Raw genomic sequence first — 14,819 nt, forward strand, 5'->3', positions numbered from 1 at the left:
GTATTTTATAAAACCACCTTGCCAATGGGAATGGTCAGAATTCCTTCGGCACCGGCGGCTTTCAGTTTATCAATCACTTCCCAAAAAGTATCTTCTTTGATGACCGTGTGTAACGAACTCCATCCTTTTTGTTTTAACGGCATGATGGTCGGGCTTTTTAATACCGGTAACAGCGCCGAAACCTCTTCGATTTTGTCATTAGGAACATTCATTAAAATGTACTTGGTGTTCTGGGCTTCCAGCACAGCCCGGATACGAAACAGCAGCTTTTGCAATATTTCATCAGCTTCCGCACTAATTTTCTGCGATTTGGCCAATACGGCTTCTGATTTCAAAAGGGTTTCCACTTCTTTTAAGCCGTTTTTAAATAACGTACTTCCCGAGCTGACAATGTCGCAAATCCCATCGGCAAGGCCGATGTTCGGAGCAATTTCCACCGAACCCGATATCACGTGAATTTCGGCCTTTATTCCTTTTTTATCCAAAAAAGTCTGGAGCGTATAAGGATAAGAAGTGGCAATTTTTTTCCCTTCGAAATATTCAGCTCCGGCATAATCTACATTTTTAGGAACCGCCAGAGAAAGCCGGCAACGCGAGAAACCCAGTTTTTGGACCACTTCGGCCTTATTGGGCTTTTCAATCAACACGTTCTCGCCAATAATCGCGGCATCAGCTACACCGTCTTCCAAATACTGGGGAATATCCGCATTGCGTAAAAACAAAATTTCCAGCGGGAAATTCCGTGCCGGCGCTTTCAACTGGTCTTTTCCGTTGTCAATAACAATTCCACAATCTTTTAACAACTGGATGGAACCCTGGTTCAGACGTCCCGACTTCTGTACTGCAATTTTCAATCTACTCATTTTTTTCTTTTTTTTATCTGAGTAAACCGGCGGGACCCAAAGAAAAAACCCATCCGATTCACTCAGATGGGTTTGATATTTTATTTTTCAAATAGAGACAAATATCATCTGCTCACCTGAGTGGGTGAAAATGCAAATGATGATGATGTCTCCTGGTTGTTCTCATTCTTCTCGAATTAACGCGACAAAAGTAAACTAATTTTTTAATATGCAAATAAAAATCACATTTTTTTGAACATATTGAACTGCCTTTTATACTTTTGTTTTCTGAAACATTAAAAAGAACGGGAGAATATGAACATTTCGAAAGAAAATCTGCTGGATGCCATTGCACAGGTAGGACATCCTTCTATAAATTTTTCATTGGTTGAGCTGGGAATCTTGCAAGACCTTGACGTTGTGGACAATACCGTAACAGTCACCTTTGTTTTTCCTTTTCCGGATATCCCTATTGCCGATACGTTAATTCATTCGGTACAAGCCCCACTGGAAGCGATGGGATACAATTTAAAGTATGATACCCGCGTTATGACTGATGAAGAACGTGAAAAATTCCTGGCTTTGGAAGCCAAAGGATGGAAAGGATAAAATCAAATAAACCAAAATACACTTTCATATGAATGTCATGAAAAAGAAATTTACCGTCGCCATGCTGGTTTTAATCAGCGGAATTTTTGTTTTATCATCATGCCGGCAACAGCCCCAATATGGCCACCTGAAAATAACGTTTAAACACAGCGTGGGAAAACAACCTCTGGAATACGACACGCTGAAATATGTGAACGCTGCCGGAAATCATTACATGGTAACCAACATTCAATATTTTATTTCTGACATTTGCCTGCACAAACCCAATGGCGACAGTGTTTTACTGAACACAAAAAACCACATTCATTATGTAGATACCGATCTGCCCAAAACCTGGCAGTGGACCCTGAAGGATAGCATTCCGGCCGGAAAATACAGTTCCATCTCTTTTACTTTCGGGATGAACAAAAAAGAAAACCGGTCGTTGCGTTTTCCCAACCCGCCTGAATCGGCCATGTTCTGGCCCCAGTATCTTGGCGGAGGATACCACTACATGAAACTGAACGGAAAATGGATTGACACCACGGGCAGCCTTCATCCTTTTAATTTTCATCTCGGAATTGGCCAGATTTACGATTCTACCGGAAAAATCACACGTTTTGTACAAAACTACTTTAAAGTAACGCTGCCGGCTTCTTCTTTCACGGTTAAAAACGGACAAACCGTTGATCTTACCCTGAATATGGATGTCAACAAATGGTTTGAAAATCCAAACATTTACGATTTGAATGTCTGGGGCGGAAAAATCATGCAAAACCAAAAAGCCATGCACCTGGCTTGCGAAAACGGACATGATGTATTCTCTATCAAAAAAATAGAGGTGCTGAATCCTAAAAAATAAGGAATGTAAACAAGGAAGTTTGGATGGGAAGATTTTTGATGTGGAACGATGAATGGTGAGTGGTGAATGGTGAATTGTTGATTTTCAGCAGTTTGACGTTTCGCGTTCTGCGTTTGGGCCTTTTTTGTGATTTGATTTTTTGTTTTTTGGGATTTCTAACTTGGTTATTAGCCATTGGTGATTAGTTGATTTTTAGCGATTTAACAGCGTTTTAATGTCATCCTGAACGGAGTGAAGCGAAGTGAAGGATCTAAAAATAATCACAGCTGTTAAAATAGATTCTTCGCTACGCTCAGAAGGACAAAAGAAGTTGATTTCTGGAATTTGAGATTTTTTTGTGATTTGATTTTTTGCTTTTTGGGGTTTCTAATTTTGGTCATTAGCCATTGGTGATTGGTTGATTTTCATCGATTTAACAGCGTTTTAATGTCATCCTGAACGGAGCGAAGCGCAGTGAAGGATCTAAAAATAATCATAGCTGTTAAAATAGATTCTTCGCTACGCTCAGAAGGACAAACCAGTTGGTTTTTGGAATTTGAGATTTTTTTGTGATTTGATTTTTTGTTTTTTGGGATTTCTAACTTGGTCATTAGTCATTGGTTATTGGTTGTTTTTAGCGATTTAACAGCGTTTTAATGTCATCCTGAACGGAGCGCAGCGCAGTGAAGGATCTAAAAATAATCACAGCTGTTAAAATAGATTCTTCGCTACGCTCAGAAGGACAAAACAGTTGGTTTTTGGAATTTGAGATTTTTTTGTGATTTGTTTTTTGTTTTTTGGAACTTCGTTTGCCATTTGCTTTTTTGTTATTTGTGATTTCCCACTTTAGGCACTTGAAGTACTTAAAATGTGAAGGACATCTCTTTTCAGGTCGGACAGGACTTGAAAAGTGGAGACATCGATACAAACGAAACCGGGAAATTCATTGACCGCCCATTCCCCCGGTCGTACGGTTACCGAATTTCTCCTTTGTAATTTCGCTCCATCCTTTCGATGCACACCGTCAAACATGGATATCATCAAATTTTTGCTTTTTCTCCTGACGAAATGGCAGTACTCCGTTTTTTTGTTACTTTTGTAAACGGTTTTTGAGCCGCTGTAACAAGCGACTCATTTTGTTGATTGGCAGTTCTTTAGGCAGTACAACACCTTTCAAAAGAATAAAATTGGTGTTGTAAAGATCCATAAGAACGGTATTTAAAATTATAAACACATGAAGTTATCCTATAACTGGTTAAAAGAATACATTGACTTAGATGTTGATCCGCAGGAATTATCGGCCATCCTTACCGATATTGGCCTGGAAGTAGAAGGTTTTGAAGAAGTTCAGTCGGTAAAAGGCGGATTGCAAGGGGTTGTGATTGGCGAAGTGCTTACCTGCGAAAAACATCCTAATGCAGATAAATTGAGCATTACCACCGTAGATGTGGGCGGGAAAATTTTACCCATTGTTTGTGGCGCTCCCAATGTGGCTAAAGGACAAAAAGTTCCGGTGGCTACAGTGGGAACCGTTTTGTACGATGGAGATAAACCGGTACAAATAAAAAAATCGAAAATACGCGGTGAAGTTTCCGAAGGAATGATCTGCGCCGAAGACGAATTGGGATTGGGAAGCTCGCACGAAGGAATTATGGTACTTGATCCGGAAGCCCGCCCCGGAACACCGGCTGCAGATTATTTTGACATTCAAACCGATTATGTGTACGAAATCGGGCTTACCCCCAACCGGGGCGATGCGGCTTCGCATATTGGCTCAGCCCGCGACCTGGTAGCCGGATTAAACCGCTATTTCAACACCCGGAAATATCATTTAAACCTTCCGGACGTATCTGGTTTTAAAGTAGACAACCACGATCTGGATATCGAAGTGGAAGTTAAAGATACAGATGCTTGTCCGCGGTATTCCGGCATCACGGTAAAAGATATCACGGTAAAAGAATCACCCGAATGGCTGAAACAACGGCTGGAAAGCATTGGCGTGCGTCCCATCAACAATGTGGTGGACATTACGAACTTTGTCTTACATGAAACCGGCCATCCGCTTCATGCTTTTGATGCAGCCAAAATCAAAGGGAACAAAGTGGTAGTCCAAAAAATGCCGGATCAAACGCCTTTTGTTACACTCGATGAGGTAGAGCGGAAATTGCATGTGGAAGATCTGATGATCTGTAACGAAGAAGAAGGCATGTGTATTGCCGGTGTTTTTGGCGGAGCAGAATCGGGCGTTACGGAAAAAACCACGGCCGTTTTTCTTGAAAGTGCTTATTTCGATCCCAAACACATTCGTAAAACTTCCAAACGACATATCCTGCAAACCGATGCCAGTTTCCGGTTTGAACGGGGAGCCGATCCCAACATCACGCTGTTTGCCTTAAAACGGGCAGCCTTACTGGTAAAAGCACTGGCCGGCGGAACCATCTCATCCGAAATAAAGGATGTTTATCCGCATCCGGTGGAAAAATGGACCATTGATATTTCATATGCCCACGTTGACCGGCTTATCGGAAACCCCATCGACAGAGATATCATCAAAGAAATCGTACAGGATCTGGAGATGGAAATCATCGAAGAAACAAACGAAGGCTTAAAACTGCGTATTCCTACTTTTAAAGTGGATGTATTACGCGAAGTAGATGTTATTGAAGAGATCCTTCGAATTTACGGCTACAATAATGTGAAGTTTGAAGACAAAATACACTCTTCCGTGAGCCTGCGACCCAAACCCGATCTGGAAAAATTACAAAACGAGATTTCTGATTATCTGGTAGGACAGGGTTTCCATGAGATGATGAACAACTCGTTAACCCGGTCGGATTACATTACCCAGAGCGGGACATTCAACGAAAAAAATAATGTTACCCTGCTGAATCCGTTGAGCAAAGAACTGGATATTTTACGTCAGACCCTGCTGTTCGGCGGACTGGAAGTAACGGCTTATAACCAAAACCGCAAAAAAAATGATCTAAAGCTTTTTGAGTTTGGAAAAATCTATCTCAAAAAAGACAATTACGATAAAAAACGCGGGGTAAAAAATTATTACGAAGAAAAACACCTGATCCTTTTGGCTACCGGACGCCTGCAGGAAGAAAACTGGAATGCAGGCCACGAAAAAGCTGATTTTTTCTACGTAAAAGGAATAGCGGACAGCCTGTTAAAAAAACTGGGTATCGACGAGAAGAAAACAGAAATCAACGATACAACCAATTCCAATTTTCAATACGGTCTTGATTTCACCTACGGGGGCAAATTACTGGCCACAGTTGGTGCTGTTCATCCAAAAATTCTCCGGATGACAGGAGTGAAAAATGAAGTTTTTGCTGCCGACCTGAATTGGGATCTGATTACCCAGCTGGTACCGCGCGAGGACATTCAGTATGTTCCTGTTCCAAAATTCCCGGCGGTACGCCGCGATCTGGCGTTGGTGATCGATAAAAACATCCGCTTTGCGGAAATGAAAAAACTGGCTTTCCGCACCGAAAGAAAGCTGTTGAAATCGGTAGGAATATTTGACATCTATGAAGGCGATAAAATTCCGGAAGGGAAAAAATCATATGCGCTTTCGTTTATCTTACAAGATGAAAACAAAACTCTTACCGACAAAGTCATTGACAAAACCATGCGCCGGATTCAACAGGCTTTTGAAAGAGAACTCCATGCTACATTACGATAATTGAACACACGATAAAAAAACCGGATATGGACATCCAAAGTATTAAACAACGATTTGGCATTATTGGAAACTCTCCCTTGCTCAACCGTGCCATCGACATTGCCATGCAGGTGGCATCAACCGATCTTACCGTACTCATCACCGGTGAGAGCGGAACAGGAAAGGAAGTTTTTCCTCAGATTATTCATCATTTGAGTCCCCGCAAACACGGGAACTACATTGCCGTAAACTGCGGTGCCATTCCGGAAGGAACCATTGATTCGGAACTTTTTGGCCACGAAAAAGGATCATTTACCGGGGCCCACGAAGCCCGGAAAGGCTACTTTGAAGTTGCCAACGGGGGAACCATTTTTCTGGATGAAGTAGCCGAACTGCCGCTTTCCACACAGGTGCGCTTACTGCGTGTGCTGGAAGTTGGTGAATTTATGAAAGTAGGCTCTTCTAAAGTGATTAAAACCGATGTTCGTGTGGTGGCTGCCACCAATGTGAATATTCCGGAAGCCATCGAGAAAGGAAAATTCAGACAGGATCTGTTTTACCGGTTAAATACGGTTCCTATTTACATTCCGCCGTTACGCGAGCGCAAAGAAGACATCCATTTGCTTTTCCGGAAATTTGCTGCCGACTTTGCTGAGAAATACCACATGCCCCCGCTGCGTCTGACCAGTGATGCTGTTGAAGTTTTAAAAAACTATTATTGGCCCGGAAATGTCCGCCAGTTGAAAAATATCACCGAACAAATATCGATCATCGAAAAAGACAAAGAAGTAACCGCTGATGTGTTACGGCTTTATCTTCCTGACACTACCAAACCGGCTCTTCCTGTACTTTACCGGCAACAGGAGGAAGATCATTTTTCGGAAAGGGATTTGCTGTACAAAGTACTTTTCGACATGAAAAAGGACATCACAGAACTGAAAAAGATTGTGATTGACATCCTTGAAAAAAACCCGGACGACAGCACGCTGGAGAAGACCAAAGCGCTGCTGGTAAAACACGTATCGGATGCCGACGCCCTGGACCTTATGCATACAAAAGAGGATGAGATAAAAATCGTTCATCCGAAAGAAACCGTTCCGGAAGAAGAGAAATTCCATTCTCCTGAAATTATTGAAGAGTCTTTGTCGTTGCAGGATAAAGAAAAAGAAATGATCCGGAAAGCCCTGGAAAAACATAATGGTAAACGGAAAGATGCAGCCCGCGAACTGGGAATTTCCGAACGCACACTCTACCGGAAGATCAAGGAATATCAGATTCGCTGATGGAAGTGAGGATGGGGGATGTTTGATGTGAGGATGTTTGTGTAGATGCCTGAATATGGTTGACCGTTTTTACTTACTTATTTTCATTATTTACGTTGTTCATTCATGAGTGATCTTAGAGACTGAAGGATTGTTGTCCATTACAAAGATAACTTTTTTCAAATTCATTGGGGCTTTTTCGTTGTAACTCTATATGAGGCTTTTCCTGGTTGTAAAGTAACACGGTTCGGTCAACCTCTTTTTGAAGTTCTTCAAAACTGTTTATCTGACGATGGTTCAGGTAATTGTTTTTTATAACCCCGTTTAGTCTTTCTACTTTCCCGTTCTCCCACGGGTATTCGCACATGCTGTTTTTAAAGCCTTCTTTTTGAGTCAGCTTTAAAAAAGCCTTGTCGTAATATTGACCCCCTCCGTCTGAGTGAAATACAATACCGGTTGTCATTGTGTTTTCCTTCATCCGAAGTTTAATAGCCTTCTGTAAAGCCGGTAATGTAGTCTGTTCTGTAGTCAGCCTTTTTGAAACAGAATGACCTAAAATCCGTCTGGAATAGGAATCTTCAATAAAAGTGATGTAATAGAATCTGCTGTTTATTTCATAGTAGGTAATATCACTTTGCCATGCCTGATTAATTCCGGTTAAAGTCATGCTTTTTAATAAATTATCAAACCGGACAACGCCTGTGCTATCGGTGGTTCTTCGCCAGTTTTTTACCTTTGCTACCGTTAACCCTTCTGATTTGCAAAAGGCTTCAAACCGGTCTCTGCCCATGGTCTGGGGACGTAACTTATAATACATATCCCGTATTCCCATTGTAGGATGATCCTCTCGTATTTGATAAATCATAACCAGTAATTGCTTTTGCTCTGAGCGTATTCTCAGCTTTTTATCCAGCATCTTATGAAAAGCCTGTTTACTAATCCCTATGCTCTTATACAGACGGTTCATGCTGTATCGGTATTGTTCTCTGTGGTGCCAGAAATATTCGAGGGTCGGGTAGAAAACTTTTTTTTTATATCTACGCCATAGGTCTCTTCTGCCAGTTCTATCATCTTATCTTTGAAATCAATCAGGATTTGCTTTTGGCCGATTATCCGTTCAAGTTCTGCTACTTTCTTTTTGAGTTCCAATAGCTGCCTTGTGTCACTATCTGTTTCAATAATAAGTTTCTCTTTCTTGTCTTTCATAGTTCCGAATTTGTTTAACCACCGATAAACGTTAGTAGTGGTTACTTCATATTGTTTGCTAATTTCGGAAACTTTTGTTTTGCCTGTTTCTATTTCCCTGACTTTTTGAATCTTGAAACTGTCGCTGAAATGACGACGCCTTCGCTCGGCGGTGGTCATTTTAAATTGTCTTCTTGTTGCCATTTTTAACTGTTTTTTAAAGTGAATTCTTATGTTAAAAGTGGTCAACCTATTTCAGGCATTGACATTGATGTGAGGATGTTAGATGTAGAATGTGCGATTTTTAATTTTTAACAATTAGCATCCTGATTATTAGTTAATTCGGAAAGAAAACACACTTACGGGTTCCTGTAAAAAAGCTTTCCGGTAACAATAAAAGAAGCAAAAACAAAAATTCCGAACACCAGGCTGCTCAAAGCCAGCTGCATTCCTCCGGAAATAATATGTCCGCTGGTACAACCGCCTGCCATACGGGCACCAAACACCAAAATAAAACCACCAACAAAAGCCCAGAAGATACGTTTTCCGGCCGAAGGCCCCTGGGTGTCAATCCATCGTTGATGAACCCAACGGAATTTAAAATCTTTTCGCAACAAAGCAAAAACCAGTCCGGCCAACAGCGCTCCCGAAAGGAAAATCAATTCCCAATGTCCGGGGGTAGAAATCTTTGAGAAATATCCATTCTGCGTGGCTCCTGCCAGCCGATCGGCCACATACGGATAAGAAGTTGAAGCTCCTATGGGTCGGTTGGTAGTCGCTTTTAAGAAAACAATACTGTTTAAAACAGCCAACCCGATTCCGCTGTACAACCAGCGATAATTCAAACCGGAAAAGCCTTTTTTCTTTTCATATCCGTGCAAAGCAAAAGCGGCAACAACAAAAACAATTGCCAAAACAAGGAGCAACACAAAAAAGAGTACGCTGTGTTGTCCGGTTAAAGAAAAAAGAGAGAGCTTTCCCCAATTGGGTCCCAACACCGGATTTAGTTCCGGTTTCAAAACCGTAAACACAAGTCCGCCAAGCAAGCCGCCGACTATCCCGGTCAGTGCATCCAGCGAACCTTCGCCGGTTGACACCGCCAAAGTGCCCGGACAATAACCCAAAACGGCCATACCTATACCAAAAACAATTCCGCCAAGCAGCACGCCGCCGGCAATAAAAGGTTTAACGTGATACGAGGCCAACCCTAACCAAATTTCCACATTCAGCAGCAATGCCCCTACGCCAATCGTCATCAAAATGGCTTTGGCAATGGTCATATCTTTTAGCATCGCATTTCCACTGATCACATCAAAACGGTTCAACCGTGCATAAACCAGCAATCCGCCAAACAAAAATCCAAAAAATAAAATAAGTATATTCATAAGACGATACGTTTAAAAAAACAAAGGTAAATGATTTCACAGCAAACTGTCAAGGCAACCGAAAATTCATCCAAACAGGTTAACTCTCGCTAATTCCTGTTTTCTTGTTCATTTCTTGTCCCGCCAAGAAAGCCCGCCTGCCCGCGCGTTTCGGGAGGTCCGCCTGAACGGCACAGTCGGGCAGGCCCGCCTGCAGCTGGTATCTATATAAAAACGGAATAACACAACAAAGATGTTCTCAGCACATTAAATAAAAATGGCGCCAAAAACACCTCCCGTTAAATTTCCAACGAAAGACGGATTACAAAACGAATTTTCCGGTTTTCAGGTAACCTTCTCCGGAGAGCCGGTAAATATAAACTCCTTTTTCCGGGATGTTCAGCGAAAGGCGTTCGCCACGTTTTACCTCCGGAAAACTTAATATTTTTTTCCCGGAAAGATCAAAAATGGAAAGGGCAGCTTTTGTCCCTTCAGGAAGTGCTGCAATCCGGAGAACAGTTCCCCGGGCTGTTTTCATAAAGACGACAGATCCGTCTTCAGTTTTTTTTTGAGGGTTTATTGCCGTCACCTGCTCTGCCAGCCACAAGGTAGCATTCATAATCAACCGTTCATGATTTCCGTTGGCATCTTCTATCCAGCCATCGTACAACCGGTCATTAGGATCTCCGGTTCCGTCATCAGCAGGAGAGCTGTCGCCCATTGCGGCCACTTTTCCTTTACCGAAAGTTGCAATGGCAAACATCACATCACGGTTTCCAAAATCGGCTCCTGTCCGGTAAATCAACCCCTGTACGCTGCTGTTATCATCCGGATGCAGAGTCATGGAAGTTCCGGCAAAAAACTGCAATTCGGTTACTTTTCCCATCGGTCCGTTTAAAATCGGACTATCCGGAAGGTCACGCACATTGGTGGATTTATCATCAAATTTGAGCAAGTCGAAAGAAATACCAAAAGGATCGGCCTGCATGGAATTGTTTTTCATCAGATCATTCCAAATGGAGGGGGAATCGATCCCGTCTCCGTTACGGTCAGAAAGATCATGATCAGAAATCATAAAAAGCCCGCCGCCATGATATACAAACTGAAGTATGGCTGTTTTTTCGGCATCGGTAAAGCGGATATTAGGCTCATCCACCACAAACACAGCGTAATGTGATAAATCCTGCGGATTGGTTCCGTCACCATAAGTAATTTTGCCATTGTAAGGCAGGGTTTCCACTTCAAAACCTTTTTTCACCAGATCAATCCCCCACGAAGAAAGGGCTCCTGTCCAGTAAGACTCTTTGGTATCTGCTGTCACATCGCTTTGCGACGGAGTGGGATAACGCTGCGCATTGGCTTCGTAACCCGGACCAGCCACGACTGTTCCATCCTGGTTATACTGTAAATTAAACTGGTCGGCATCAATAACCCAATCAGCATTACTGGCTGTTTCAGCTTTGGTAGCATCAAACAAAACTTTCAGCTGGGCATAAGAAGGTGCTGAAAGAAGAACAGACAGAAAAACCAACAATATAATCTTTACACGCATCGTATTATTTTTAAAAAGGGGAGCAAAGGTAGCGAAAAAGCAATAGGAGCAAAAAATTTTAACATTTCCGTTTTTGTTTTGAAACCCGGGTACAGCACGGAATAGCACGAAATTTCTCCACGGCTTCCTTTTCTTTTCTATTTTTGAAAAAAAGTTTACCATGTATTTAACCGATAGAGAATTATTTTACCGGCACCTTGCCATTCCGGCAGAAGTACCACAGGCTCTGGAGATTGTAAAAGCCGAAGGAATCTACCTTTATGATGAAACAGGAAAACAATATGTTGATTTGGTATCAGGAGTTTCGGTCAGCAACGTTGGCCACCAGCATCCGGCTGTAGTGGAAGCGGTAAAAGAGCAAGCCGAAAAATACATGCATCTGATGGTTTACGGCAAATATATCCAGTCGCCTCAGGTAAGGCTGGCCGGGAAAATGGCCGAACACCTTGCCCCGTCGTTAGACTCCGTGTATTTTGTCAATTCGGGAAGTGAAGCCATCGAAGGCGCGTTAAAGCTGGCCAAACGCATCACGGGAAGAACCGAAATGGTGGCTTTTAAAAATGCTTACCATGGACACACCCACGGGGCCATGAGCATGTTGGGAAACGAAAAAATGAAATATGCTTTTTATCCCCTGCTACCGGATATTCGTTTTCTGCGTTTCAATGTCATGGATGACCTGGCACAAATCACCACGCGTACGGCTTGTGTACTCATCGAACCTGTCCAGGCCGAAGCCGGCATTCTGATTCCGGATAAAACGTACATAAAAGCTTTGCGCGACCGTTGTAACGAAACCGGAACCATTTTGATTTTTGATGAAGTACAAATGGGATTTGGCCGTACGGGAAAACTCTTTGCTTACGAACACTTCGACGTCGTACCGGATATTCTCTGTCTGGCCAAAGCCATGGGCGGAGGCATGCCCATCGGGGCTTTTGTTTCCTCTAAAGAAAATATGTTGTTACTCACCCATCATCCTGAATTAGGACATATTACCACCTTTGGCGGACATCCGGTAAGCTGCGCTGCTGCACTTGCCAGTTTTGAAGTTATCCTTCGCGAAAAACTGCATGAAAAAGCACAGGCTAAAGGCCGGCTGTTTGTAAAATGGCTCGAAGGACATCCGTTGGTCAAAACGATCCGGCAAATCGGACTTATGCTGGCTGTTGAGCTAAAAGACGAAGAAACCACCAATAAGGTTGTTCACGAGATGTACAAGCAAGGACTTATTATCGACCGGTTTTTATTTCACGACAAAGCTTTCCGTATTGCACCTCCGCTAACCATTACCGAAGAAGAAGTAAAAATGATCGCTTCCAAAATCCTTGACAGTTTTAACCACGCCAAATAACTTGCTTTATGAAAAAACTTTACCTTTTACTTTTAACCGCCTTTTTTCTGACGGGTAGTCTTGCCATTGCCCAGGACCGGGTGAGCAGTCTGAACTTCGAAACACGTTCTGAAGTTATTGCAACGCATGGCATGGTTTGCACCAGTCAGCCACTGGTTACTCAGATTGCGCTGGATATTCTGAAAAAAGGCGGTACAGCAGTGGATGCTGCTATTGCTGCCGATGCCGCTCTCGGATTAATGGAACCCACCGGCAGTGGTATGGGCGGTGATCTATTTGCCATTGTGTGGGATGCCAAAACACAAAAACTTTACGGGCTGAATTCCAGTGGCCCTTCTCCCCGATCGCTCACGCTGAAATATTTTCAGGATCACGGATACCAATTTATTCCGGCACACGGTCCGCTACCGGTTTCTGTTCCGGGCTGTGTGGATGGCTGGAATGAATTACATAAACGTTTTGGCAAGCTGCCCATAAAAGAAATTCTGCAACCGGCCATTGATTATGCCCGCGAAGGATATCCGGTTACCGAACTTATTGCTTACTACTGGAAACTGAATGCCCGGATTCTGAAAAAATATCCGGGTTTTGCCGAAGAATTCATGCCCGGCGGCAAAACGCCGGTAAAAGGACAAATCTTTAAAAACCCGAATCTTGCTAACACCCTGGAACTGCTGGCAAAAAAAGGATTTCGTGAGTTTTATGAAGGCAAACCGGCCCGTGTGATTGACAAGTACATGCACGAAAACGGCGGCTTTCTCTCGTATGACGATCTCGCTTCGTATCATGCGGTTTGGGTAAAACCCGAAAGCACCAATTACCGTGGTTACGATGTGTGGGAACTTCCTCCCAACGGTCAGGGAATTGCCGTTTTACAGATGCTGAACATGCTCGAGAATTTTGACATCAAATCAATGGGATTTGGCAGCGTTGCTTACCTTCATCTGCTCACCGAAGTGAAAAAAATCGTTTATGAAGACCGGGCCAAATTCTATTCTGATCCGGCATTTAACAAAATTCCTGTAGAGCAGTTGATTTCTAAGAAATATGCCAAAGAACGACTGAAATTATACGATCCGCATCATGCGGCCAAATACTATCCGGCCGGGCAGCCGGAACAGGGCAACACGGTTTACCTGACCGTGGCTGACCAGTACGGAAACATGGTATCATTAATACAAAGTAATTACCGCGGAATGGGCTCGGGTATGACACCGCCGGGACTGGGATTTGTTTTACAGGACCGTGGCGAACTTTTCTCGTTAAAACCCGGCCAGTTTAACACGTATGCTCCCGGCAAACGGCCTTTCCATACGATCATTCCGGCTTTTGTTACCAAAGACGGCAAACCGTGGCTCAGCTTTGGGGTGATGGGTGGCGCCATGCAACCCCAGGGACAAGTGCAAATTTTGGTTAACCTGATTGATTTCGGCATGAACTTACAGGAAGCCGGCGATGCGCCGCGTATCCGTCATGACGGTTCTTCACAGCCTACCGGAACAAAAATGAAAGACGGCGGCTGGCTGAATATGGAAAGTGGATTCCGGTACGATGTCATCCGTCAGCTGATGCAAATGGGACACCGGGTACGATTCAGTCTGGGAGGTTACGGCGGCTACCAGGCAATTATGCGGGATACCACAAACCAAGTGTATTACGGAGCTTCTGAGTCGCGAAAAGATGGCCAGGCTGCAGGATATTAATTTCTCAAAAACCTAAAACCATGCAGGAAAAAACCAACCGGATCATTGAAGAGCTAAAGTCCTTTATCGGACAAAAAGGGAAACTTTCGCCTTCGCCGTTCATGAACTGGCTCAAACCGGTAGCCGTTGCTGCCGAATACGGATCGCTGACCTTTGAATATGTTATCCGGAAAGAGATGACCAATCCGATGGGAAACCTGCATGGCGGCGTCATTGCCGGAATTATTGATGATATTATGGGAGCCACTGTGTACAGTCTGGAAAAAAGCGATCCTTTTGTAACAGTAAACCTTTCGGTAGATTATTTTGCTCCGGCCCGTCTTGGTGATGTGATACAGGCAACCACCCGCGTGGTCAAAGAAGGGAAAAACGTCATCAATGTGGAATGTGAAATCTGGTTTCCGGCCAAAAAACGGCTGTTGGCCAAAGCCAGTTCTAACCTTATGCGTATTAAATAG

13 protein-coding genes are annotated in these 14,819 nt (G+C 43.3%); 7 read left to right on the plus strand and 6 right to left on the minus strand.

Annotated features, from left to right (window positions below; all coding sequences use genetic code 11):
* Window positions 1-5: 5 nt before the first annotated feature.
* Window positions 6-863 carry an ATP phosphoribosyltransferase gene (hisG, locus tag LA303_RS11090; protein WP_240525460.1) on the minus strand — a complete coding sequence of 286 codons (858 nt, stop codon included), beginning with the start codon at window positions 861-863 and terminating at the stop codon, window positions 6-8.
* Window positions 864-1,157: 294 nt separating this feature from the next.
* Here hisG and LA303_RS11095 point away from each other — a divergent pair, with 294 nt between their 5' ends.
* Together LA303_RS11095 and LA303_RS11100 are read left to right on the plus strand one after the other, a co-directional pair.
* Window positions 1,158-1,451 carry an iron-sulfur cluster assembly protein gene (locus LA303_RS11095; protein ID WP_240525461.1) on the plus strand — a complete coding sequence of 98 codons (294 nt, stop codon included), beginning with the start codon at window positions 1,158-1,160 and terminating at the stop codon, window positions 1,449-1,451.
* 37 nt (window positions 1,452-1,488) lie between these two features.
* Entirely contained in the window at window positions 1,489-2,292 is an 804-nt protein-coding gene (locus LA303_RS11100) for an MbnP family protein (protein WP_240525462.1), read from the plus strand.
* Window positions 2,293-2,696: 404 nt separating this feature from the next.
* On the opposite strand, the gene LA303_RS11105 is transcribed toward LA303_RS11100, so the two are convergent.
* Complete coding sequence (locus LA303_RS11105; protein ID WP_240525463.1) at window positions 2,697-2,882, minus strand: hypothetical protein; 186 nt, start codon at window positions 2,880-2,882, stop codon at window positions 2,697-2,699.
* Between the two features lie 623 nt (window positions 2,883-3,505).
* On the opposite strand from LA303_RS11105, the gene pheT reads away from it, so the two are divergent.
* A complete protein-coding gene (gene pheT, locus LA303_RS11110) occupies window positions 3,506-5,962 on the plus strand; it encodes a phenylalanine--tRNA ligase subunit beta (protein WP_240525464.1) in 2,457 nt (818 codons plus the stop codon).
* Between the two features lie 26 nt (window positions 5,963-5,988).
* Window positions 5,989-7,224, plus strand: coding sequence for a sigma-54 interaction domain-containing protein (locus tag LA303_RS11115; RefSeq protein ID WP_240525465.1), 1,236 nt, complete (start codon window positions 5,989-5,991; stop codon window positions 7,222-7,224).
* A gap of 115 nt (window positions 7,225-7,339) precedes the next feature.
* Here the strand turns inward: LA303_RS11115 and LA303_RS11120 are convergent, their stop codons facing one another.
* The 4 genes from LA303_RS11120 to LA303_RS11135 all read right to left on the minus strand — a co-directional run bounded on the left by LA303_RS11120 (window position 7,340) and on the right by LA303_RS11135 (window position 11,304).
* Window positions 7,340-8,170 (minus strand): IS3 family transposase, encoded by an 831-nt coding sequence (locus tag LA303_RS11120; protein ID WP_240525466.1) that lies wholly within the window; start codon window positions 8,168-8,170, stop codon window positions 7,340-7,342.
* Window positions 8,167-8,592, minus strand: a complete 426-nt coding sequence (locus LA303_RS11125; protein WP_240524787.1) for a transposase — start codon at window positions 8,590-8,592, stop codon at window positions 8,167-8,169. The genes LA303_RS11120 and LA303_RS11125 overlap by 4 nt, the downstream gene beginning before the upstream one ends.
* A 155-nt stretch (window positions 8,593-8,747) precedes the next feature.
* Window positions 8,748-9,773: a YeeE/YedE thiosulfate transporter family protein gene (locus LA303_RS11130; protein WP_240525467.1), complete on the minus strand. Its 1,026-nt coding sequence runs from the start codon at window positions 9,771-9,773 to the stop codon at window positions 8,748-8,750.
* Window positions 9,774-10,074: 301 nt separating this feature from the next.
* Window positions 10,075-11,304: a T9SS type A sorting domain-containing protein gene (locus LA303_RS11135; protein WP_240525468.1), complete on the minus strand. Its 1,230-nt coding sequence runs from the start codon at window positions 11,302-11,304 to the stop codon at window positions 10,075-10,077.
* 160 nt (window positions 11,305-11,464) lie between these two features.
* Between LA303_RS11135 and LA303_RS11140 the strand changes: the two genes are divergently transcribed.
* The 3 genes from LA303_RS11140 to LA303_RS11150 are packed head-to-tail and all read left to right on the plus strand — an operon-like array spanning window position 11,465 to window position 14,819.
* On the plus strand, window positions 11,465-12,658 hold the full coding sequence (locus LA303_RS11140) for an aspartate aminotransferase family protein (protein WP_240525469.1): 1,194 nt from the start codon (window positions 11,465-11,467) through the stop codon (window positions 12,656-12,658).
* A gap of 8 nt (window positions 12,659-12,666) precedes the next feature.
* Window positions 12,667-14,361 carry a gamma-glutamyltransferase gene (gene ggt, locus LA303_RS11145; RefSeq protein WP_240525470.1) on the plus strand — a complete coding sequence of 565 codons (1,695 nt, stop codon included), beginning with the start codon at window positions 12,667-12,669 and terminating at the stop codon, window positions 14,359-14,361.
* Window positions 14,362-14,381: 20 nt separating this feature from the next.
* The gene (locus LA303_RS11150; RefSeq protein ID WP_240525471.1) at window positions 14,382-14,819 is read left to right on the plus strand and encodes a PaaI family thioesterase; all 438 of its coding nucleotides are present in this window, start codon (window positions 14,382-14,384) and stop codon (window positions 14,817-14,819) included.

It is taken from the genome of Candidatus Sulfidibacterium hydrothermale (assembly GCF_020149915.1).
Lineage (GTDB): Bacteria > Bacteroidota > Bacteroidia > Bacteroidales > F082 > Sulfidibacterium > Sulfidibacterium hydrothermale.

Excerpts from the sequence above, each read along its gene's own strand:
- LA303_RS11130 (WP_240525467.1), bottom strand. The coding sequence starts at position 9,773 with ATGAATATACTTATTTTATTTTTTGGATTTTTGTTTGGCGGATTGCTG.
- LA303_RS11095 (WP_240525461.1), top strand. The coding sequence starts at position 1,158 with ATGAACATTTCGAAAGAAAATCTGCTGGATGCCATTGCACAGGTAGGA.
- LA303_RS11135 (WP_240525468.1), bottom strand. The coding sequence starts at position 11,304 with ATGCGTGTAAAGATTATATTGTTGGTTTTTCTGTCTGTTCTTCTTTCA.
- LA303_RS11100 (WP_240525462.1), top strand. The coding sequence starts at position 1,489 with ATGAAAAAGAAATTTACCGTCGCCATGCTGGTTTTAATCAGCGGAATT.
- LA303_RS11140 (WP_240525469.1), top strand. The coding sequence starts at position 11,465 with ATGTATTTAACCGATAGAGAATTATTTTACCGGCACCTTGCCATTCCG.
- hisG (WP_240525460.1), bottom strand. The coding sequence starts at position 863 with ATGAGTAGATTGAAAATTGCAGTACAGAAGTCGGGACGTCTGAACCAG.
- LA303_RS11115 (WP_240525465.1), top strand. The coding sequence starts at position 5,989 with ATGGACATCCAAAGTATTAAACAACGATTTGGCATTATTGGAAACTCT.
- ggt (WP_240525470.1), top strand. The coding sequence starts at position 12,667 with ATGAAAAAACTTTACCTTTTACTTTTAACCGCCTTTTTTCTGACGGGT.
- LA303_RS11105 (WP_240525463.1), bottom strand. The coding sequence starts at position 2,882 with ATGACCAAGTTAGAAATCCCAAAAAACAAAAAATCAAATCACAAAAAA.
- LA303_RS11150 (WP_240525471.1), top strand. The coding sequence starts at position 14,382 with ATGCAGGAAAAAACCAACCGGATCATTGAAGAGCTAAAGTCCTTTATC.
- pheT (WP_240525464.1), top strand. The coding sequence starts at position 3,506 with ATGAAGTTATCCTATAACTGGTTAAAAGAATACATTGACTTAGATGTT.
- LA303_RS11125 (WP_240524787.1), bottom strand. The coding sequence starts at position 8,592 with ATGGCAACAAGAAGACAATTTAAAATGACCACCGCCGAGCGAAGGCGT.
- LA303_RS11120 (WP_240525466.1), bottom strand. The coding sequence starts at position 8,170 with ATGAACCGTCTGTATAAGAGCATAGGGATTAGTAAACAGGCTTTTCAT.